Below are 19,508 nucleotides of genomic sequence, written 5' to 3'. Positions count from 1 at the left end.
ATAATAATTCAAATATTAGGCTGTTTATCTAAAGCGAGAATTCTCTAAGATTCAATTATAGAATTTAAGGAGAAGTATCATGTCATTACCATTAACAATGAAAGCAATCGGATTTACTCAATCACTTGCGATTACAGAACAAGACAGTTTATTTGAGTTTGAAACGAGTCTTCCCGAACTAAAAAATAATGACTTGCTGGTAAAAGTGAGCGCGACTTCTATTAACCCTGCTGACGCAAAAATTCGTATTCGTAGTGCCAAAGACAAAACACTCGAACAACCAAAAGTGTTGGGCTATGACGCAGTCGGTGAAGTTGTTGGCAAAGGTGCTGACGTTGAAGGCTTCGAAGTCGGTGACCGTGTGTACTATGCGGGTGACGTAACACGCATGGGTGCTAACGCAGAATACCAAGCTGTGGACTACCGTATTACCGCTAAAGCGCCTAAGAGCCTTTCTGATGAAGCTGCAGCCGTTATGCCACTAGCGACGCTTACGGCATGGGAAGCGTTGTTTGACCGCCTACGTGTTCGTCCTGAAGAGAAAAAGTCTATCCTGATCATTGGTGGAGCGGGCGGCGTTGGTTCAATTACGATTCAACTGGCTAAGCAACTGACCAACCTAAATGTTATCACAACAGCTTCAAGACCTGAAACGGAACAATGGGTAAGGGATATGGGGGCGGATTATGTGGTGAACCACCGTAACCTTGTTGAGTCAGTGCGAGAGCAAGGCATTCAACATGTTGACTACATTTTCAATGTTGCTGATACAAAAGGGCACTGGGATGCGATGGTTGAGTTGATCGCACCGCAAGGCATGATCAGTTCGATTGTTGAATTTGATGGTGGCATTGACTTATCAGCGCTGCAAGGAAAATCAGCAGGCTTTGTTTGGGAGCTGATGTTCACGCGTTCATTGTTTAACACCGAAGATATCCAGAAGCAGCAAGACATCCTATTCCAAGCCGCGAATCTGATTGATGCGGGCCGTATTAAATCGACGCTAACCTCGACCCTAAATGGCTTTAGTGTGGAAACACTTAAAGATGCACACCAACGTATTGAAAGCAGTGCCTCGATTGGTAAAACAGCCATCAAATACTAATTGCTGATGTTTTAATCCGCCGTTGTTTTGAATTGTTGACGGTTTAAATAGAAGAAGCCCCTGATATCTGATTGCTAGTCAAAAGGTTTCAGGGGCTTTTGTTTGTTTTCAGTTTAGTCAGTTTAGTCAGCTTCTGGTGATGTGATAGGTTTCGATGTTCTGAAGTGAAGCTGTATTAGGTCTAGCTCAAAAGGCGAGGGCTCTTTGTCCGCAATCAAAAAACCGATTTGTTTGATGTCTCGTGCCTTAAGTTCCGGCGCATCGCTCAGTAGCCGACCTCTGAACACAGCTTGAAAATCATTGAAGTGGAACACCTTGTTAAGCCGCACTCCCTTTATCGTAACGAAATCGTGTTTGTATTGAACTCGATTACCATCTTTCGATGTTGTGAGCCTCAGTTGGTAGGTGCGACCATCACCAACGAAAACTAGCTCTGCGCTATCTATTTCATGGGCTGGTGATTCAATGGAGCGCTTTACAGAACTGAAACCACCATTGTTTTCTAACGATAGCTCGCCCCTAAATCGACTCATATCATCAAGATAAATGAGCCCGCCCGTTGAGATGCCACCCATTACATCGTCGTTGGTCGCTGTCCAATTCTTGTGTTCGTTCGGTTGTATAAAATCAATCATACCTATGCCTGCTACAGATACTTGAGACCATAAAAAGGAGAGGCTGAGTACTAGCCACAAAAGGTGTCTTCGCTTAAGCAATGAAGCCGTTTCGTTCATGATTGTCTCCGTTAGCCGTTAGCCGTTAGTCTGTTCGCGTTTTATGGAGAAGGTTCAGTGGCAAGCATACCCATACAATGCTCAATAAATTCAGAGTAATTTGAAGCGTTGTCGTACTCAATTTTTAGCGAACCGTGAAACATCAGCGTCACCGTGACGTCTTTATAGCTTAGCCAACAGGTGTAACCGTCGTAATCATGCCAAGCCGTCATTTCGCCAACTAGATATTTGTTGTCCCGTTGCTCACCGGAAGAGCGAATAAACTCAAATACTCTGAGAAATTCAATAATGGTGATTCTGTTGCCCATGTGTTACTCCCGCTGCGTCATCTTTGAGAATAGGCTGATCTTTGGTGTTTAGATTGCATACGTCTTTCTTTCATATCCTTACGGCTTACCTCTGTGCCCCGATCACTGAAAGGGTCTTACCTTCTCGATAAACCGCTGTTTTCTAATATTTCATCATCATTCCATACATCTGTTCAATCCAGAGCGAAGCGTGCGTAACAAACTCGAATAACAACGTTAACCCTCAAGATAAAGACGAGCTTAATTTGCGTTTATGGTGGTTAATTAAAATTAGAGTCGATAGGATAAATAGCATCGGAGCCTTGTTATTGGCTGAAATGGAATCTACAGAAAGTGCGTGTCAACATGATAGAAAAACTGAAAAAGGAATGGTTTCTTGTAGGGATGGTGGTGGCTATGGTCGTTGCTGTTTTTACGCCGGATTGGGGCAAATCGGGTGGGGTACTTCATCTCGATACGGTGACTGTTCTCGGCATCGCTTTGGTGTTTTTCTTACACGGTTTGGGTTTGTCTCCCAAAGCCATTCTTGAGGGGCTTTCGAATTGGAAGCTGCATGTTTTTGTACAAAGCGCGACATTCTTAGTTTACCCACTGCTTTGGGTGATATTCGGGCAAGGCTTTGTCGCTTATATGCCAGCAGCTCTGGCCTTTGGTTTCTGTTACCTCTTCGTATTACCGAGTACGATTTCGTCTTCGGTCGCGATGACGGTGATTGGAAAAGGAAACCTACCGGGTGCGATATTCAATGCATCACTTTCTAGTATTTTAGGCGTGTTCATTACGCCTCTACTGATCCAGCTCTTTATGGGGTTGGAAGGTGCAGAGCTAAACCTGATGGAATCGGTGATCTCTATATCTAAAATGCTGCTATTGCCAATGATTGTCGGCCAGTTGATGCGCCCGTTACTTTTTGAATGGACTCAGAAACACAAGTCAGTGGTCAATAAGTTAGATAAATACGTGATACTTCTGATCGTCTACAGTGCTTTCTGTGACTCTATTGAACACGGTATTTGGAGCGACTTTTCACCAATGCTGTTGTTGCTGTCAGCGGTGATTTGTTTAGTGGTATTGATGGTGATGGTACACGGCATTCAATGGAGTGCCCGAAAGGTTGGATTCAATCATCAAGATGAAGTCGCGGCAGTATTCTGTGGTACTAAGAAGACCTTAGCGGCAGGTATTCCTATGGCTAAGGTGATCTTTGCTCACAACCCTAATCTAGGGATGATATTACTACCAATCATGCTTTATCACCCGATTCAGATCTTTTACTGTGCAGTGCTAGCCAACCGTTACGCCAAGGTTGATACACAATCTAGTTAAACTTGTTTGTTGTTACAAGTACAACAGAAAAACGCCTTTCACTTCGCTGTGAAAGGCGTTTGTATTTGAATCTACTTCACTTTAATTAGAGTGCTTGAATCTGTATGAGCAAATGCGTTGTCGTAGATCTCTAAGCCTGTTGTTTGAGAGTACGTCAGCGTATCGTCTGAAATGCTAATGTTCATCGTGAAGCCCGTGGTGGTTGCGTTGTCCGTCATGTATTCGGACTCAGCGATGCCACGCTTAGACGCAACTAACGTCATTGTATCGCCAGCAGGGCCTTCTGCGGTGACACATGTGGTGCGTGGTACGCAGTAAGAGTTGTAGACGACCTGATTTTTTTGGTCGTAGATGAAGTAGCCACGTTGATCGTGGAACTTAGAGTCGTCGGCCTTTCTGAATACTTCTTGCTTGTAGTACAGAGCAACCAGATATTGATCGCTGGCGTTGGTTGCATCTGCCGCAACCTCAAATGTCATCACTTCATAAAATGGTGTGACCGCGGGGCCACCTTTGCCCACTTCTGTGCCTTCTTGACCTGGAGAAATATCAACGCCGCCAGTTTCGACTGATTTCCATGTGCCGACTAACTTTGCGAGTGGACCAAAATCCATACCATTGATTGTGTTGTGGTCGGCTACTGCTGGAGCCGAGATTACCGCTGCGATACCAAGTGCTAATAATTTTTTCACTTTAACTTCCTTTTTATTAATTATCTGACCCCAATAAAAATAAGGTTATTGTGAAACTAGTTTATTAACCCAGATCAGTGTTGTTGGCTAATATGAAATCGAATTGTAACTTGATGTATCAGTCAGTAAGAGAATATTAATGCGGCTAAATATTGAACGAATAGCTGTGATTTGTTCATCGAGGTTTAATTCAAAATTGCATTAGTCTGAGCCTTATTAATTTTGCTATTACACATTTCAAATTCTCATGTATGATGTGCGCTCATAATTGTATGACAAATGTGTAATCTTACTTCTGTATGAATAAAGCTGTTAACCACGCCATTTTGCTTTTGGTGCTCGCAAACCTACTTGCGTCTTTTTCAGACGTATCATTGAAGATACTGAATGGCGAAGTCCCTACGTTCCAGTACGTGTTTATCCGTCAGCTATTGAGCGTGATCTTGTTGCTTCCATTTTGGTTAAAGTTACCGAGAGAGACGCGTATGAAAGGCGGTTGCCGAATCAACTTCTTAAGGGCTCAATTTATCTTAGTGGGGAGTGGCTGCGCGATGATCGCCATTACACACCTTACTTTGGCGACAGCAAACGCGATGTTCTACGTTGGACCAATCCTTATGCTGCCTTTGTCGATCGTGCTGTTGAAAGAAAGGCCGACATCTTCAAAAGTGATCGCGACCCTGATTGGTTTTGTGGGCGTATTAATCGTGTTACGCCCTGAACAATTTCATTGGGCGGCGATTGCTGGGCTAGGCAGTGCGCTTGCGATGGGCGTGGGTAATATCTTGATTAAACGCTTGAATGCAGAGCAACACATCATCTCAACTCTGTTCTGGACCAGCATTATGACTCTGCCACTTGCACTGGCATTAGCGCTGCCAACTTGGTCTGCGCTCGAATGGCGTCATGTTGGTTGGATCATGGCAATCAACTTGTTCGTACTTGGATACCATGCGCTTGTGGTGGTGGCTTACAAAAAAGCACCGGCCAACCAGATTGCGCTCGCCGAATATTCTGGGTTGGTGTTCGTAACATTGTTTGGTGTTATGTGGTTCGATGAGATTCCAGACATCCTGACGCTGGTGGGCATTAGTCTCATCGTTATTCCAATGATGCCGATTAAATGGAAGAAGGTTTTCAAGTGGAGAGACCGAGCCGCTTTAGAAGTTGAGGTTACTCCGCCTAAACCATAGCGGCTTGTCTCTCAGTCATTCTGGATTCCAAATAAACCACATCAGGGAAGGTCGTCTAAACTTAGGGTTTGTATCGCTTCAAAATACGACAATTTGGGCTCTAAAAACGTTCTCGAAATAAATGCAAATTAGTGCTTTACCTCAACTTAACTTGAGGTATTAGGGTGTGCAACGTTGCTTACGAGAATACTTTAAGGAGAGAAGAATGATCCATCTTGAACATGTGAATTTAGTCGTCAAGGACATCCCTGAAATGCTGACTTTCTATAAAGCGGCGTTTCCACACTGGTACGTTCGTGATGAAGGAAAAGGCGAATGGTCAGGCAAGCCACGTAACTGGCTGCATTTTGGCGACGAGTACCAATACATAGCAATAAGTGATCACGGTGAGGGTGAAAACAGAGATTTGGCAGGGCACTCTGTTGGCCTCGCGCACTTCGCTTATGTGACCAATAATATCGAAAGCGTCACTCAACGTCTTATCGATGCGGGTTTCCCGATTGCTAAACCTGGCGCTGAAGAACCTTATCGAAAAAATGTCTACTTTGTGGATCCGGCAGGCTTTGAAATCGAGTTCGTTGAATACCTAAGTGATGACCCTAAGTTACGAAATGCCACGAGTTAGTTACGTAATACGCCGCTTTGTTAAAGTTGGTTAGCTGAATGAAAGCGCGCTAGAGAGCATTTATAGAAAAGGGCATTGTGGAATAATCCGCAATGCCCTTTTTAGGTCTATGCAATAGCTGATTATTTAGCTGATGTTTAGCTCAGTTGTTGGGTTGTTTATTTAGCCTCAAAAGGCACCAACAGTTGTTTGCCAAACACATTAATCAGCGCGCCAGTCACAATCAGGCCACCGCCTAGATAAGTCCAAACCGATGGAATTTCATTAAAGATCCACACGCCTAACAGTGCCGAGAAGACTATCTGGACGTATGAGTAAGCCGAAGCTTTACCCGCCGCTTGAGTCTGCATCGCTTTGGTCAAACCGTATTGGCCTATCTGAGTGAAAATACCGACTAACACGAGCATCACGGTTAAGAATAGACTTGGCCATACAAAGTCGTTCCAAATAAGGACTGTCGATATTGGCAGAGCAACCAGTGGGAAGTAGAAGATGATGACAGAGCTGTCTTCCGTCTGGCTCAGCTTTCTCACAATCACATAAGCAATTGAGCTACCAAACGCACCACATAACGCCACCATAATGCTGAATAGCGGTAACTCGCTGCTCGCGCCGCTGTTCATGCTTGGTTGAACCATCACCAATAATCCCGCTAGGCAGAATGCAATGCAGATCATGGTCGATTTCTGGACGCGTTCTTTCAGGAACAACACACCGAGCAACGCGGTAAAGACCGGATGTACGTATTGTAGAATGGTCGCTTCTGCTAACGGAAGAGTGGTTACAGCGTAGTAAACACACATCAAGGCTGCTGTACCAACTGCGCCTCGAACAAACAACAAAGGTTTGTTATTTCCCCAGATCGAAATGCCTTTTCGCTTAACGTCGATATAACTGATGATCAAAGACACCAAAGCCCTTGCTGCAACAATTTCGAATACAGGAATGCCATAATTGCTGATGTATTTCACACAAGCTGACATCAGTGCGAATCCAAAAGCGGAGAGGATCATGAATCGAACCCCAACAGGGATTTGTGAAAAAGAGAAAGAAGACATAAAAATATCAATCGGTTGAGGGAACAGGAATCATAACTTAGTTTAGAAGAGCCGACCAAAGTCTTTGTCCTGTTCTATTACACCAAACCATTGATATTGCTGTGCGAGTACTTTCAGCAACTCGATCTCTTTTGTTGTCTCTTCTCTAAGCCATTCAATAAGGTCGTTGATTATAGGCGTGTGACTACGCTGGTGCATGAAGTAAGTCCAAGCACTGTGTTGGATTTTTGCATTTCTAGGGCAGTACAAGAAGCCTCGTTGGAGATCTTGTTGAACTAACAACAGATCCGTGACCGTAACCCCTTCACCGGATAGACAGGCACTGAGCGCCATATCTAAAGACAAGAAGCTGGTATTTCTGACAGGTTTCTTTGGTGGGAATTCAACATCGGCCAGCCACACTTTCCAGTCGTGATGATCTAAGGTTGGATGCAGCCTTGGCAAGGTTAAGATTGAATCAAGGTCGGTGTCTTTGGTGGTTAAACTAGTAGAGCAAACCGGCGCCATGAACTCTTCACGCAAGAAGGTAATGTCAGGTGCCTTGTCATAGCGTTTTTTGAAACGCGTGTGGAAGATCAGTAGATCATACTCACTACTATTAATCGATTCGTCTTCCTCAATCACAGGAACAATGACTATCTCATGATCTTGATAACGCTCGTTTAATTCCCGAACTTTGGAGATCAATACTCGCGTCGCGAAACTCAGAGTCGCTTTGATCACGATACGCTTCTGCTTGGGCTCACTCCAAGAGGCGATAACAGCTTCGATATTACCGTAGCTTTCTCGCAAAGCGACATACAAATCATGACCTTGTACCGTTAATTCTATGGCTCGATGCTTACGAATAACCAGTGATGCGTTTAACTCATCTTCAAGCTGTTTGATCTGTCGGCTGATCGCACTTTGTGTCACATGCAGCTCTTCGGCAGCCAGCGTAAAGCTCATCAGCCTTGCGGCAGCTTCAAAGGCTTTTAAGCCATTATGTGATGATGGCAAGCTAGGATATGGGGTCATAATTCGTTCGCATGAGTTTATGGAATGTTAGAGTCGCAAATTTATCAATTGAACGCTAGCCTCATCGATCGTATTTTGGGCGAAATTACCTGAGGCGCTCATGAAAAAAATACTCACTCTTGCATTCCCTTTGATCATTTCACAGCTGATCTCTATGGCTTTAGTCCTTACTGATGTTTGGATGATGTCGCGTATCAGTGTGTCAGCCCTTGCGGCTGGTGGCTTAGGTGCCTCAATCTACTTTTTCATCTTCATTATTGCGAGCAGCACCGTGGGTTGTGTCGCGAATTTGATTGCGATCGCTTATGGTCAGCGAGTAGCTCGCCCTGAGTTTGGTAATACTCAAATTAGATTGGCGGTGAAAGGCGCAACCATGTTGGCATTCGTGCTCAGCGTGACCTTAATGGCCAGCTTCTGGTTTGCTCCGTTGGTATTAGAAGCAGCCAAACAGCCGCCAGAAGTGATCACTTTAGCCATGGAATATGTCCATGCTTTGAAGTGGGTGATGTTGCCTTCGCTTATCTTATTGGTGCTTCGCGGCTTAACCAGTGCGTTTGGTAATGTGCGCTCTATTCTGGTGATGTCTATTATCACCGTAATTCTGAATGTGCCAGTCAGCTACTTCTTAACCTTCCAATTAGACATGGGCTTAACGGGTTTAGGGCTAGGTACGGCTATCGCGGCATTTATCGTGATGGTTGGATACACAGTTTGGGTATTCAAACGTGACGAATTCAAGCAGTTCGCCCCTTGGTTAAACACAGAAGAGTACTCAATTAAGTTGATGAGTCCGCTTTTAATGATGGGTTTACCTATCGGATTAGCAGCATTACTTGAACATGGCCTTATTTACGGTGGCACCTTGATGGCGGGCACGATCAGTATTGCTTCGTTAGCCTTACACCAAATCCTGCTGCAATGCTTAAGCTTCACCTGGAACTTCAATTTCGGTTTCTCACAAGCTGCGGCGATTTTGGTGGGGCGTGATTTCGGTGCGGGAAACTACGAAGGTATCAAAAGAACCTCGATTCTCAGCTTTATCTTGGTGTCGGTGTTGAGCGTTGCGTTGTCTGCCGTGTTCATCATATGGCCGGAAATGATCGCGTCTATCTTCAAGCTGGATGATGGCACGGGTGCGATGACTTCACTATTGGCTTCTGTTATCTGGGTAGTGGCGTTGTGCTTTATTGTTGATGCTTGGCAGCTACTGGCGATTAACCTGCTAAGAGGCATGAAGATTGTCTCTATGCCAACCGTGATGACTGCCATCGGTTACTGGGTATTTGGCTTGCCTGCGGCTTGGTATTTGATGCCTAAGTTCGAATTGGCAGGGATTTGGGGCGGAATCGGTGTTGGCTTAGGCGTGACAGGTATTCTGCTGCTTATCCAATTGATGCGTGTCATTCAAAAGAACAACCAATCTCCAGATTTGTCGAATCATGCTTATACGTGATTTGCTTGTGATGCTCGCCTTTACCATGGAACCTTGAACGATAAACGTTGTATTGCTGACCGAGAACTATCAATTACCAACAATGACCTATAAGCCCTAAATTGCGTACTTCGTAATTTAGACCTTGGTCTTACAGAAACCGAGCTAAAAGGTGACTAGAATGATTTGAGTTGCTCACCGTTTTATCAAGGAATACACAAATGGAAGTTGGATTGTTCTGGGCTGAAAAAGGAATGTTAGTGCTTGGCGCACTGTTTGTTTTGACGAGCATGATGCAGTACGGAAGACGCAGTAGCGATTGGAAAGGCGTGATTACGATGTTCTACAAGCGTATCCCAATGAACATCGCCGAATACAAATGGTATCGCCTGGGGATCGCGTTGTTGGTATTTGCTGTGATCATACGTTTCGCATTACTGATTTTATGGCCTTCATATCAGTTCTAGTTCTCTTGCATTAGCTTTGTTGGATAGCTCTCTATCATGGCTACATAAAGCCGTTCAATGAATGAGTCAGTCGAGCCTTAATAAACCCGCTTGTTAAGGCTGCTGTTAAATATAATAGTGCTATTACTCAACAGCAAGGATTGGCTATTACCTTTGTAGCATATTGTTTTTCATGAAGAATAATGCGAAATAATAGCTTACCCACCTGTTTCATCATTCTTACTAATAATCTGCACATAAATCCATTCACCCCGTACCTGATACCATAATGTTCTGTTACACTCGGTCGAATTAGCTTTAATTTGTCAGTGGTGCATTTATGTCGTTCCCAGTTCTTATATGTGATGATTCTGCGTTAGCAAGGAAGCAGATGGCTCGGTCACTGCCTAGTTCTCTAAATGCAGATATAACTTTTGCTGTTCATGGGCTTAATGCACTTGAAGAGCTCGCTAAAAACCAATTCAAATTGATGTTCCTCGACCTAACCATGCCGGAATTAGACGGCTATGGCACATTGGAAGAGATGCAACGTTTAGGCGATACCACGCCAGTTGTCGTTGTTTCTGGTGACATACAACCAAAAGCACAACAGAAGGTGCTGGATCTTGGCGCCAAAGCATTTTTGCAAAAGCCGATCGATAAAGAAGCGCTAAAAGCCATTTTACGTGAGCATGTCGAGCCGCCAAAACAACCTCAAATCATTACCCCAACCGCTTTAGAACTGCCAATACTTCGCAGACGCGATATCTATATGGAAGTCGCGAACGTAGCGATAGGCCGTGCCGCTGATGCACTGGCTCGTCACTTTAATGTGTTTGTTCACCTACCGCTGCCGAACGTTAACATCTTCGAAGTGAGTGAATTGCACATGGCACTTCGTGACTTGGCTGACAATGACCAAGTGTCGGGTGTTTGCCAAGGCTTCAGTGGAGAAGGCATTGCAGGTGAAGCGCTAGTTTTGTTGAGTGATTCCAGTGTGAGCGATCTTAAGAAGCTCATGAAGGTGCCAACAGAAAGCGAGCAGCTAGAAGAATTAGAGTTGTTGATGGATGTATCGAACATCTTAGTCGGCTCTTTCTTGAATGGGTTAGGGGAGCAATCAGAAGTTCGTTTCTTCCAGAGCTCTCCTGTGCTGCTAGGTCAACACATCTCGATTGATTCGGTGATTGAAAATACCAGCGGCTCATTTAAAAAGACCATGACGTTCGAAGTCAGCTACAACATAGACGGCACGTCCATCCGTTGTGATCTTCTATTTATGTTCGTTGATGAGTCTCTGCCTCTTCTAGACAACAAATTGGCCTACCTAATGGAGGAGTTTTAATATGCTGAATCTTCCTGCTGAATTTGAACAGTTCCACTGGATGGTAGACATGGTTCAAAACGTCGATATGGGGCTGGTGGTCATTAACCGTGACTTTCAGGTACAAGTTTGGAATGGCTTCATGACGCACCATAGCGGTAAGCAATCGCATGATGCGATCGGTAAGTCGATCTTTGAGTTATTCCCTGAAATTCCTGAAGAGTGGTTTAGGCTTAAAACAAAACCGGTTTATGACCTAGGCTGCCGTAGCTTCATAACGTGGCAACAAAGGCCTTATCTGTTTAAGTGCCGCAACGTGAGGCCAGTAACTCAGCAAGCCGACTTTATGTATCAGAACGTCACGCTTAACCCGATGCGTTCTCCAACTGGGCAAGTGACATCCTTGTTCTTGTCGATTCAAGATGCGACTGCTGAAGCTCTGATGTCTCAGAAAAAGGCTTGACGTACCTTAAGGTGAAAATTGAATCGCCTTATAAGAGCACTCTGAAAACCAAATAAAAATGGCCAAGGTTAATCCCCTTGGCCATTTTTGTATCTGATCCTGTAGTAATGAGTTCGAACTAAAGAAAGGCGTTCCGTGTTCGTTAACTTTAGTCGAGTTGTTGTTAGGCTCTATCAACAGCGGCTTGTATCCGCTGGGTTCTCATAAATAAGCGCATCTAACCTGCCATATTTTGTGGACTTTACCCCGCTCATCCAAGTTTCGAACGTGCTAATCGATCTTGCCTTTGTACTTTATAAATTTCAGGGCTAATGAAAGAGGGCTGAGATCGGCACTCGAAGCGAAAAAAGTCAGAAAAAAATGAAATTATTTAAGAAAAAACGCATTTTTTGATTCAAGAAAAGTGTGATTTTTATGTGATTAAAGGGCACTTTTTTCACAAATTTGCCTTATCGAAGATTTTTTCGCCGAATTTGCAAGGGAAACGTTTGCGCAATAAACCGACAGCGTTTGCGTGAATATGTTGTTAAGTTATTAATTACTATGAATTTAGTAGGAAATGACGGGCGGGAAGCTTTTACCAGATATGGAATCTTTGAGAGGATAGCACAAAAAAAAATGAAATATCAGACTTGCTGTTAGTAAATCACAGCCTATAATGCTGAAAACCGGAGCGTCTGCCAACGCTCCGGTTTTTTTGTGTCCGAAACTCAGTAAAGCGTCTGCCAACGCTTACCGAAAACGCACGACACGTAATATGATTACAGGACAAATTATCATGCGTATCGAACAAGAACTTAAGTTAGGTTTCAAAGATGTACTCTTCCGTCCGAAGCGTTCTACCCTTAAAAGCCGTTCTCAAGTTGAATTAACCCGCGATTTTACATTCAAGCATAGCGGTCGTCAATGGTCTGGTACTCCAGTAATTGCAGCGAACATGGATTCGGTAGCAAGCTTTGAAATGGCAGCTGCTCTAGCAGAGCACGGTGTTATGACTGCAGTACACAAGCACTACACAGTAGAGCAGTGGGCTGAGTTCGCAAAAACAGCAGACAAGAAAACGCTGAACAACGTATTTGTTTCAACAGGTACTTCTGAAGCTGAGTTTGAGAAAACTAAGCAAATCATGGCGCTGAGCGACGAATTCGTATTTATCTGTATTGATATCGCTAACGGCTACTCAGAGCACCTAGTTGAGTATGTACAAAAAGTACGTGCTGAATTCCCGACTAAAGTTATCTCTGCTGGTAACGTTGTAACGGGTGACATGGTTGAAGAGCTAATCCTAGCTGGCGCAGACATCGTTAAGGTTGGTATCGGCCCTGGTTCTGTTTGTACTACACGTGTTAAAACAGGCGTAGGTTACCCTCAACTTTCTGCAATCATCGAGTGTGGCGACGCAGCACACGGCCTTGGCGGCATGATCATCGGTGACGGTGGCTGTTCATGTGCGGGTGACGTATCTAAAGCGTTCGGCGGCGGTGCTGACTTCGTAATGCTAGGCGGTATGCTAGCAGGTCACTCTGAGTCAGGCGGCGAAGTTGTAGAGCAAGACGGTAAGCAATTCATGAAGTTCTATGGAATGTCTTCTCAGTCGGCTATGGACAAGCACTCAGGTGGTGTTGCTAAATACCGTGCTGCAGAAGGTAAAACTGTTTTACTTCCGTTCCGTGGCTCTGTTCACAACACAATTTCTGACATCCTTGGTGGTGTACGTTCAACTTGTACATACGTAGGTGCAGCAAAGCTTAAAGAGCTAACTAAGCGTACGACTTTCATCCGTGTACAAGAGCAAGAGAACAACGTATTCGGTAAAGAGTAATCTGAACGAGTTCGAATAGTGTAAAAACAACCATATGTTGATTTTACGAAAGCATACCCTGAAATAAAAACAACCATACCTTGAAAAAGCTTGTAAAGTGTACAACACTTGAGGAAGTTTACTACAGGTATGGTTGTTTATTATGAAAAAACGGATTCTTAGAAACTCGTCAGTAAAAAACATCTCACGCTTTGTCAGCCTCAAAACGAACTCTATCCATACAGTCGAATCCGACTTGGAGTTTGACGCATGTTTCCACTTCGAATTTTCGCCACAGATTATAACTTTCGAAGCGCAGCCTATCGGTTTTGAATATTTTATCGAAGGTAAGCTGCATAGGTATACGCCCGATTTTTTAGTCACATACAAAGATTCATACCAATCATTTTATGAGATAAAGCCCAAGCACATTGCAGAAAAAGATGAGTTTAAAGAAAAGTTTAGAGCTCAGAAAGAACAAGCATTGGGCGGCGGTAAAGACCTGCACGTATTGACAGATGATGATATTCAAATATACCCATTGCTCGATAATTTAAGGATCATTCATCGTTATGCTTGCGATGAGCGTCTTAACTCCATTCAGAGAAATATATTGAATCTATTTAAGAAATATGGAGAGCTCAGGATAGAGCAGGTTGTTCAATATTCTTCAGTTCATTCTTCTCAGTTATTACCCTCACTTTATGATTTGATTGCCAGACAGTTGTTAAGTATTGATATGCACCAGCCTATTGGTTGGCAAAGCCCTATTTGGAGCTCTTAGGCATGCCAAGTGAAGGTTCTAAGCGATTTGGCGAGCTATTTCCAAGTACTAACTTCGATAAAGAATCGAAACCAAAGGAAACGCTATCACTCCCCTTATGGAAAGATGTTGATCTGACGTTTAAGGATGTCTTTTCTGTTGATGAAGACCGAAGAAATGAGGCCATACATAGATATAACATTATAGAATTCCTTATAGATCAATATGGTACCGATTTTTCCAAAAAGCAAATAGATGAGTCACTTACTGCTTTAACAGATAAATTTGGTTCAAGTACACCATCAGCAATCAGCATTTATAGGTACTGGAGAGGTTTTAAAAAATCAAATTTTCAGCTTAACTCCCTAATTCCGAAAGTCTCAGCTGGCAATACAAAAAGAAATACTCCCGATGAACTTGAACCTTTAATTCAAGGTGCAATAAGAAATTACTTCTCTGAAGAATGCCCGACAGCAACATCGGCATACGTAACTCTTGAGGTTGAAATTGATCGGCATAATGAAATCAATGGGACTCAATTTGAACCGTTCTCAATACAGGCATTTAGGAAGAGACTAAGGAAGCACTCTGAGTACGAAAAAATACTACTTAGAAAGGGAAAAAGTGTAGCTGATTCTACTTTCAGAAAAGTGGGGAAAAGGCCAGCAACAACACGAGTATTGGAACGTGTAGAAGCAGACCATACTAGGCTTGATTTATTTATTATTGATGAAAAAAACGGTATACCATTGGGGCGACCGTGGCTCACAGTTTTGTACGATACTCATACAAAGAGCATTGTGGGTTTCTATCTAGGGTTCGAGCCGCCGAGTTACTTATCAGTATCACTAGCACTTGTGAATGCAATTCTTCCAAAAGAACACGTTAAAGAACTATACCCATCAGTAGAAGGGTGTTGGCCTTGTTATGGCTTGCCTGAGCATTTGATTGTCGACAATGGTACTGAGTTTAACAGTAGTGACTTCAAAATAGCGTGCAAAGATCTGAAAATAAAAGTTAAGAAAAACCCGACTAAAAAGCCTTGGCTTAAAGGGTCAGTAGAGCGATATTTTCGAACTATCAATAATCGATTTCTCTCTAGAATGCCGGGTAAGAGTTTCCCTATCTGGCAGGGTAGATGTCACTGTTAAAATTTAACCAGTTTGGGCGATAAAGAGTAATTGTGTCTCGTATCTCAGTAGAAAGAAAAGAAGCTATATTGAAGAAGCTATTACCTCCCTATTCAATGTCAGTTAAAGAAGTGTCGGAAGAGGAAGGAATTAGCACTGCGACCCTGTATCATTGGCGCCAGCAACTCAGACGTTCAGGAGCCGCCGTGCCAAATAGCAACACTTCATCAGAGCAGTGGTCAGCTCAAACTAAACTTGCCATTGTCGCTGAAACCTACTCAATGACAGAAAGTGAACTCAGCCAATATTGTCGTGAAAAAGGTCTTTTTCCAGAGCAAATCCAAAGCTGGCGCAGCGAATGTATGCAAGGGTTTAAGTCGAGTAAAGAGCAGGAAGCTGAAGCAAAGAAGCAGGCTAAAGCTGACAAACTTGAAATCAAAGAGTTGAAGAAAGATTTACGACTCAAAGAAAAAGCACTCGCTGAAACGGCCGCTCTCTTGGTACTAAGAAAAAAGCTGAGAGCCTTTTACGGGGAAGAGCCAGAGGACGACTAACCTCAACCGATGAAAGGCAGACCATAGTGACTCTTATCCTTGAAGCGAAGCAATGCGGGTGTCGTTTAGAGCCAGCTTGCCATGAAGTTCAAATCGACTTGAGAACGTATCGTCGCTGGTATCAGCAAGGTGAAGTTCAAGCTGACAAAAGGCCAATATGCCTCAGACCTGAGCCTGCTAACAAGCTGTCGCAGGAAGAGCGTGATGCGATAATCGAGGTGTGTAACCGCTCTGAGTTTGCAAGCTTGCCTCCAACTCAAATCGTCCCGACACTGCTTGATAGAGGTGAGTATATCGCCTCTGAGTCGAGCTACTACCGAGTGTTGAGTACGCAGGGGCAACTTCACAAACGAGGTCGTCAGCGGAGCAGACAGAAGCAAGCGAAGCCAACCAGTTACACAGCGACGGACTCGAACCAAGTCTATACGTGGGATATCACTTACTTACCTTCAAAAGTTCGAGGCCAACATTATTACCTGTATGTCATTGAGGACATCTACAGTCGAAAAATTGTTGGTTATGAAGTGTATGAGCATGAATGCGGTGAGCTAGCGTCACAACTTCTGCAACGAACGTTGATGCGAGAGCAGCGCTTCAATCAAGCACTGGTTCTTCACTCCGATAATGGTGCGCCGATGAAGTCGTTGACGTTCAAAGCCAAAATGGAAGAGTTAGGTATTACTTCATCGTATAGTCGCCCAAGAGTCAGTGATGATAACCCGTATGTTGAGTCATTGTTCCGCACGGTAAAGTACATGCCAAGCTGGCCAACGAAAGGCTTTGAAACAATCGATAGTAGCCAAAGTTGGGTTGAAGCCTTCGTACGCTGGTACAACACCGAGCACAAGCACAGTCAGCTAAATTACGTCACGCCTTCAGAGCGTCACAATGGAAAAGATAAAGAGATCTTGAAGCGCCGAGCGGAGGTACTACTCGCTGCAAAAGAGCTAAACCCTGAACGCTGGCCTGGTGATATCAGAAACTGTGAACCTGTTGGTGACGTTCACCTAAATCCAGAAAGAGAAGCTGCTTAATAAGTAAGCAAATGATGACAACTACCTTGAAAAACACCGGTAGTGATAAGTGACTTATTAAAGGTAGCGAAGGTAGTCTGATTAGTTCACTCAACCGACTTGAATTACGTTCAATATAAATAAACAGACTTTTTAATTTTTTTAACGTACTTAGCTTTTTAAAGTTGAAAATCTTTTTAAAGCTCTTTACTTCTAATCTTTGTAGTAAAGGAATATGTTCAATTCCTTCTATGGATTTTAGTCGACTGTTCTCGGAATCTTCAATTGCTAGCGTTTTTAATTTCTTTAAATGAGCAATATTATGGAGGTTGTCGTCTTGGAAGTTTGCTCTAAGGTCAAGATGACTTAGGTTTTCAAGATTTGATAGAAACTGAAGTTCTAGCGGTGTATTGGAAGATTTTAGTGTAAGAAACTTGAGACTTTCTATATTAGACACACCATCTATATTTATAAACTCATCATCGGAGTTGTAAATATCTATTGAAAGGTGCTTCAACTCTTTAAGGTTTTTTACATTTTTTAATGAAAGGGTACCATTTGCAACCGATGGGCTTGTTATTGATAGATGAGTTAATCTAGATATTTTTGTAAATTCGTCTAGGTCCTCTTGAGAACAATAAGAGTAAGTAAATATCCTTTTAAGTTTTGGAAATGCCTTATCTAACTTGGAAGTATCAATAGTGCTACCCAAAGAGTAGGATATTTCTTCAAGATTTGATAAGTTTTCGATTTTTAACTCTTCTGTAGATGATTTTTTACCATTATAGCTGAATGAAATGTTAATTGACTTTATTCGAGTGTTTGTTTTGGAAATTGAATTTATAGTTTCTGTTGATGAGATTACTCTTTCTATTTTATTAAGAATTACACTTTTATTATTTGATAGTGTTTCAAAGTGATGGTAATCAATCCCAAGCTCTTTTAGTTTATCTAGTTGATCAATTGATGTTAGTTTATTACATCCATTTATAATTAATGACTCTAGGTTTACAAATGCCTCAATACCATCGAGGGATATCAGGTTAGAACATTCTTGTAAATATATTCTATTAACTTTTGAGGCTGAGCTGATTAATTTTTTGGGAAGTCTTTCGAATGATTGGTTATGTAGGACAAGGCTATTTCCCTCTTCTTTATTTAGCCTATTAATCAAGTCTATGGAATATTTTTCAACTATTTTAGTCGGATTAAATTCACTCATCACTTCTTCTCCATCACCAACGCCACACTACCTACAATTCTCACATCATCTTCTTCTACTGTTAGGGTCGAGCCGTTAAAGCTGATCGCTAGTTTCTTACCGGGTAAACGCTGAATGTCGTTGAGCGAGAGTAGGCCGTCCATATCGACTAGGTACGTGCCGCTAACTGCTTGGTGAATTTCTTTATCGGCAATGAATCTAGTTTCATCGTGCTCGATGTACATCATATACAAACCACGCTTAGATTGATTTAAAGGCTCGTATCAAAGCCTGTGAAATATTTAATGACGTATAGAATATCATTATGATTTCATATCAAGTAGTTCTAAATCCGTATTTTATGACTTGCAACAGTTACTTACGATTTTGAGGTTAATTATTACACATGCTAGTGGGGGGGATTGAAACAGGATGGAAGTGTTGGAGTTAAGACGAGGGATGGAACGGTTACTTATGAGTAATCAAGGTGAAGAAAAGTGGCCCAGTTGATTACTACCGAGCCTCATTATCAAACTTTACTTCTTCTACTTCGCGTAATTTGAAGGAAACAGTGCTCGTTTCGCTTCTTCATCACGTTCGGTTTTAAATTCAACGTTTTTACCAGTTTCGCGGGCGCGCAGTGCAGCAGGGCGAGTGTTGATTGCGTTAAACCAACGCTTCAAGTTCGGGTAAGGTTCTAAGCCTTCTTCACCAAGCACGAACGGTGCTTTATCAATCCAACCCCATGCAGCGACATCGACAATGGTGTACTCATTTCCGACGAAAAATTCACGACCTTCCATATGTTTCTCTAACACTTCGTAGTGACGTTGTGCTTCGCGAAGATAACGATTTACCGCGTAATCTAAGCCTGCTGGTGCAGCATGACGGAAGTGTACTGATTGGCCTGAGTATGGACCAAGTCCACTCGCAATAAACATCATCCAAGATAATAGTTCAGCTCTGTCTTCTGGCTGACCAGCTAGCTTGCCTGTTTTCTCAGATAGGTACAGCAGGATAGCGTTAGAGTCGAATACACGTTGTCCTTCGTCTTCAATCGCAGGCGTTTTGCCATTTGGATTGATTAAACGATATTCCGGTGAATGCTGCTCACCCTTTAAGGTATCGACAGGAACAAGTTCAAAATCTAGGCCTGTCTCTTCCAAAAACAGAGCGATCTTCATTGGGTTGGGTGTTTGGTGAAAATAGAACTTAAGCATGGGGTAACTCCTTGTATTGGTCATTCATTAAAGCACCACTTGAACGATCGTTCAATGAATGATTTTTGAATTTTCTGTGAATTGACTGATTTGATACCAAACT

General features: G+C 43.0%; 19 protein-coding genes and 1 pseudogene. 12 read left to right on the top strand and 8 right to left on the bottom strand.

Features of this window, described 5'->3' with window-relative positions:
- The first annotated feature begins 79 nt into the window (after positions 1-79).
- The gene (locus AB4375_RS03135; RefSeq protein WP_372051015.1) at positions 80-1,105 is read left to right on the top strand and encodes a zinc-binding alcohol dehydrogenase family protein; all 1,026 of its coding nucleotides are present in this window, start codon (positions 80-82) and stop codon (positions 1,103-1,105) included.
- A 122-nt stretch (positions 1,106-1,227) separates the two neighbouring features.
- On the opposite strand, the gene AB4375_RS03130 is transcribed toward AB4375_RS03135, so the two are convergent.
- Together AB4375_RS03130 and AB4375_RS03125 are read right to left on the bottom strand one after the other, a co-directional pair.
- Positions 1,228-1,839 carry a CIA30 family protein gene (locus tag AB4375_RS03130; RefSeq protein WP_372051014.1) on the bottom strand — a complete coding sequence of 204 codons (612 nt, stop codon included), beginning with the start codon at positions 1,837-1,839 and terminating at the stop codon, positions 1,228-1,230.
- A gap of 41 nt (positions 1,840-1,880) precedes the next feature.
- Positions 1,881-2,147, bottom strand: coding sequence for a DUF3081 domain-containing protein (locus AB4375_RS03125; protein WP_372051013.1), 267 nt, complete (start codon positions 2,145-2,147; stop codon positions 1,881-1,883).
- Positions 2,148-2,492: 345 nt separating this feature from the next.
- On the opposite strand from AB4375_RS03125, the gene AB4375_RS03120 reads away from it, so the two are divergent.
- Entirely contained in the window at positions 2,493-3,473 is a 981-nt protein-coding gene (locus AB4375_RS03120) for a bile acid:sodium symporter family protein (protein WP_032545880.1), read from the top strand.
- A 71-nt stretch (positions 3,474-3,544) separates the two neighbouring features.
- On the opposite strand, the gene AB4375_RS03115 is transcribed toward AB4375_RS03120, so the two are convergent.
- The gene (locus AB4375_RS03115; protein ID WP_065584786.1) at positions 3,545-4,165 is read right to left on the bottom strand and encodes a heme-binding beta-barrel domain-containing protein; all 621 of its coding nucleotides are present in this window, start codon (positions 4,163-4,165) and stop codon (positions 3,545-3,547) included.
- Positions 4,166-4,464: 299 nt separating this feature from the next.
- Between AB4375_RS03115 and AB4375_RS03110 the strand changes: the two genes are divergently transcribed.
- Together AB4375_RS03110 and AB4375_RS03105 are read left to right on the top strand one after the other, a co-directional pair.
- Positions 4,465-5,358 carry a DMT family transporter gene (locus AB4375_RS03110; protein WP_017065985.1) on the top strand — a complete coding sequence of 298 codons (894 nt, stop codon included), beginning with the start codon at positions 4,465-4,467 and terminating at the stop codon, positions 5,356-5,358.
- Positions 5,359-5,563: 205 nt separating this feature from the next.
- Entirely contained in the window at positions 5,564-5,983 is a 420-nt protein-coding gene (locus AB4375_RS03105; protein ID WP_372051012.1) for a VOC family protein, read from the top strand.
- A gap of 158 nt (positions 5,984-6,141) precedes the next feature.
- Here the strand turns inward: AB4375_RS03105 and AB4375_RS03100 are convergent, their stop codons facing one another.
- Positions 6,142-7,041, bottom strand: a complete 900-nt coding sequence (locus AB4375_RS03100; protein ID WP_372051011.1) for a DMT family transporter — start codon at positions 7,039-7,041, stop codon at positions 6,142-6,144.
- 42 nt (positions 7,042-7,083) lie between these two features.
- Complete coding sequence (locus AB4375_RS03095) at positions 7,084-8,058, bottom strand: LysR family transcriptional regulator (protein WP_017068435.1); 975 nt, start codon at positions 8,056-8,058, stop codon at positions 7,084-7,086.
- 100 nt (positions 8,059-8,158) lie between these two features.
- On the opposite strand from AB4375_RS03095, the gene AB4375_RS03090 reads away from it, so the two are divergent.
- The 8 genes from AB4375_RS03090 (at position 8,159) to AB4375_RS03055 (ending at position 17,005) form a co-directional block, all read left to right on the top strand.
- Complete coding sequence (locus tag AB4375_RS03090; RefSeq protein WP_102495105.1) at positions 8,159-9,511, top strand: MATE family efflux transporter; 1,353 nt, start codon at positions 8,159-8,161, stop codon at positions 9,509-9,511.
- Positions 9,512-9,711: 200 nt separating this feature from the next.
- Entirely contained in the window at positions 9,712-9,957 is a 246-nt protein-coding gene (locus AB4375_RS03085; RefSeq protein ID WP_010430578.1) for a hypothetical protein, read from the top strand.
- 319 nt (positions 9,958-10,276) lie between these two features.
- On the top strand, positions 10,277-11,281 hold the full coding sequence (locus AB4375_RS03080; protein ID WP_029236531.1) for a response regulator: 1,005 nt from the start codon (positions 10,277-10,279) through the stop codon (positions 11,279-11,281).
- A gap of 1 nt (position 11,282) precedes the next feature.
- The gene (locus AB4375_RS03075) at positions 11,283-11,723 is read left to right on the top strand and encodes a PAS domain-containing protein (protein ID WP_017062430.1); all 441 of its coding nucleotides are present in this window, start codon (positions 11,283-11,285) and stop codon (positions 11,721-11,723) included.
- A 778-nt stretch (positions 11,724-12,501) separates the two neighbouring features.
- Positions 12,502-13,545: a GMP reductase gene (locus tag AB4375_RS03070; protein WP_017062429.1), complete on the top strand. Its 1,044-nt coding sequence runs from the start codon at positions 12,502-12,504 to the stop codon at positions 13,543-13,545.
- Between the two features lie 142 nt (positions 13,546-13,687).
- Positions 13,688-14,308 carry a TnsA endonuclease N-terminal domain-containing protein gene (locus AB4375_RS03065; RefSeq protein WP_102285906.1) on the top strand — a complete coding sequence of 207 codons (621 nt, stop codon included), beginning with the start codon at positions 13,688-13,690 and terminating at the stop codon, positions 14,306-14,308.
- Positions 14,309-14,310: 2 nt separating this feature from the next.
- Positions 14,311-15,438 carry a hypothetical protein gene (locus tag AB4375_RS03060; protein WP_372051010.1) on the top strand — a complete coding sequence of 376 codons (1,128 nt, stop codon included), beginning with the start codon at positions 14,311-14,313 and terminating at the stop codon, positions 15,436-15,438.
- Positions 15,439-15,470: 32 nt separating this feature from the next.
- A protein-coding gene (locus tag AB4375_RS03055; protein ID WP_372051009.1) for an IS3 family transposase occupies positions 15,471-17,005 on the top strand; the annotation gives its coding sequence in 2 pieces (ribosomal slippage) (positions 15,471-15,924 and positions 15,924-17,005; 1,536 coding nt in all).
- Here AB4375_RS03055 and AB4375_RS03050 read toward each other — a convergent pair.
- From AB4375_RS03050 to AB4375_RS03040, 3 genes and pseudogenes are all read right to left on the bottom strand, one after another.
- Positions 16,947-18,206, bottom strand: a complete 1,260-nt coding sequence (locus tag AB4375_RS03050) for a hypothetical protein (protein ID WP_372051008.1) — start codon at positions 18,204-18,206, stop codon at positions 16,947-16,949. The genes AB4375_RS03055 and AB4375_RS03050 overlap by 59 nt on opposite strands.
- Positions 18,206-18,439 (bottom strand): annotated as a pseudogene (locus tag AB4375_RS03045) (transcriptional regulator); the annotation flags it as partial. The pseudogene AB4375_RS03045 and the gene AB4375_RS03050, both read right to left, overlap by 1 nt.
- Before the next feature lie 291 nt (positions 18,440-18,730).
- Complete coding sequence (locus tag AB4375_RS03040) at positions 18,731-19,405, bottom strand: glutathione S-transferase family protein (protein ID WP_372051007.1); 675 nt, start codon at positions 19,403-19,405, stop codon at positions 18,731-18,733.
- Between the last annotated feature and the right edge of the window lie 103 nt (positions 19,406-19,508).

The sequence above is a fragment of the Vibrio sp. 10N.261.51.C6 genome (genome assembly GCF_041471785.1).
GTDB lineage: Bacteria > Pseudomonadota > Gammaproteobacteria > Enterobacterales > Vibrionaceae > Vibrio > Vibrio crassostreae_C.
Note: the sequence above shows the minus strand (reverse complement) of the source record. Positions and strands in the feature narration are given on the sequence as shown.

Coding starts and splice junctions, on each gene's coding strand:
- AB4375_RS03135 (WP_372051015.1), top strand. CDS start 80: ATGTCATTACCATTAACAATGAAAGCAATCGGATTTACTCAATCACTT.
- AB4375_RS03130 (WP_372051014.1), bottom strand. CDS start 1,839: ATGAACGAAACGGCTTCATTGCTTAAGCGAAGACACCTTTTGTGGCTA.
- AB4375_RS03125 (WP_372051013.1), bottom strand. CDS start 2,147: ATGGGCAACAGAATCACCATTATTGAATTTCTCAGAGTATTTGAGTTT.
- AB4375_RS03120 (WP_032545880.1), top strand. CDS start 2,493: ATGATAGAAAAACTGAAAAAGGAATGGTTTCTTGTAGGGATGGTGGTG.
- AB4375_RS03110 (WP_017065985.1), top strand. CDS start 4,465: ATGAATAAAGCTGTTAACCACGCCATTTTGCTTTTGGTGCTCGCAAAC.
- AB4375_RS03105 (WP_372051012.1), top strand. CDS start 5,564: ATGATCCATCTTGAACATGTGAATTTAGTCGTCAAGGACATCCCTGAA.
- AB4375_RS03100 (WP_372051011.1), bottom strand. CDS start 7,041: ATGTCTTCTTTCTCTTTTTCACAAATCCCTGTTGGGGTTCGATTCATG.
- AB4375_RS03095 (WP_017068435.1), bottom strand. CDS start 8,058: ATGACCCCATATCCTAGCTTGCCATCATCACATAATGGCTTAAAAGCC.
- AB4375_RS03090 (WP_102495105.1), top strand. CDS start 8,159: ATGAAAAAAATACTCACTCTTGCATTCCCTTTGATCATTTCACAGCTG.
- AB4375_RS03085 (WP_010430578.1), top strand. CDS start 9,712: ATGGAAGTTGGATTGTTCTGGGCTGAAAAAGGAATGTTAGTGCTTGGC.
- AB4375_RS03080 (WP_029236531.1), top strand. CDS start 10,277: ATGTCGTTCCCAGTTCTTATATGTGATGATTCTGCGTTAGCAAGGAAG.
- AB4375_RS03075 (WP_017062430.1), top strand. CDS start 11,283: ATGCTGAATCTTCCTGCTGAATTTGAACAGTTCCACTGGATGGTAGAC.
- AB4375_RS03070 (WP_017062429.1), top strand. CDS start 12,502: ATGCGTATCGAACAAGAACTTAAGTTAGGTTTCAAAGATGTACTCTTC.
- AB4375_RS03065 (WP_102285906.1), top strand. CDS start 13,688: ATGAAAAAACGGATTCTTAGAAACTCGTCAGTAAAAAACATCTCACGC.
- AB4375_RS03060 (WP_372051010.1), top strand. CDS start 14,311: ATGCCAAGTGAAGGTTCTAAGCGATTTGGCGAGCTATTTCCAAGTACT.
- AB4375_RS03050 (WP_372051008.1), bottom strand. CDS start 18,206: ATGAGTGAATTTAATCCGACTAAAATAGTTGAAAAATATTCCATAGAC.
- AB4375_RS03040 (WP_372051007.1), bottom strand. CDS start 19,405: ATGCTTAAGTTCTATTTTCACCAAACACCCAACCCAATGAAGATCGCT.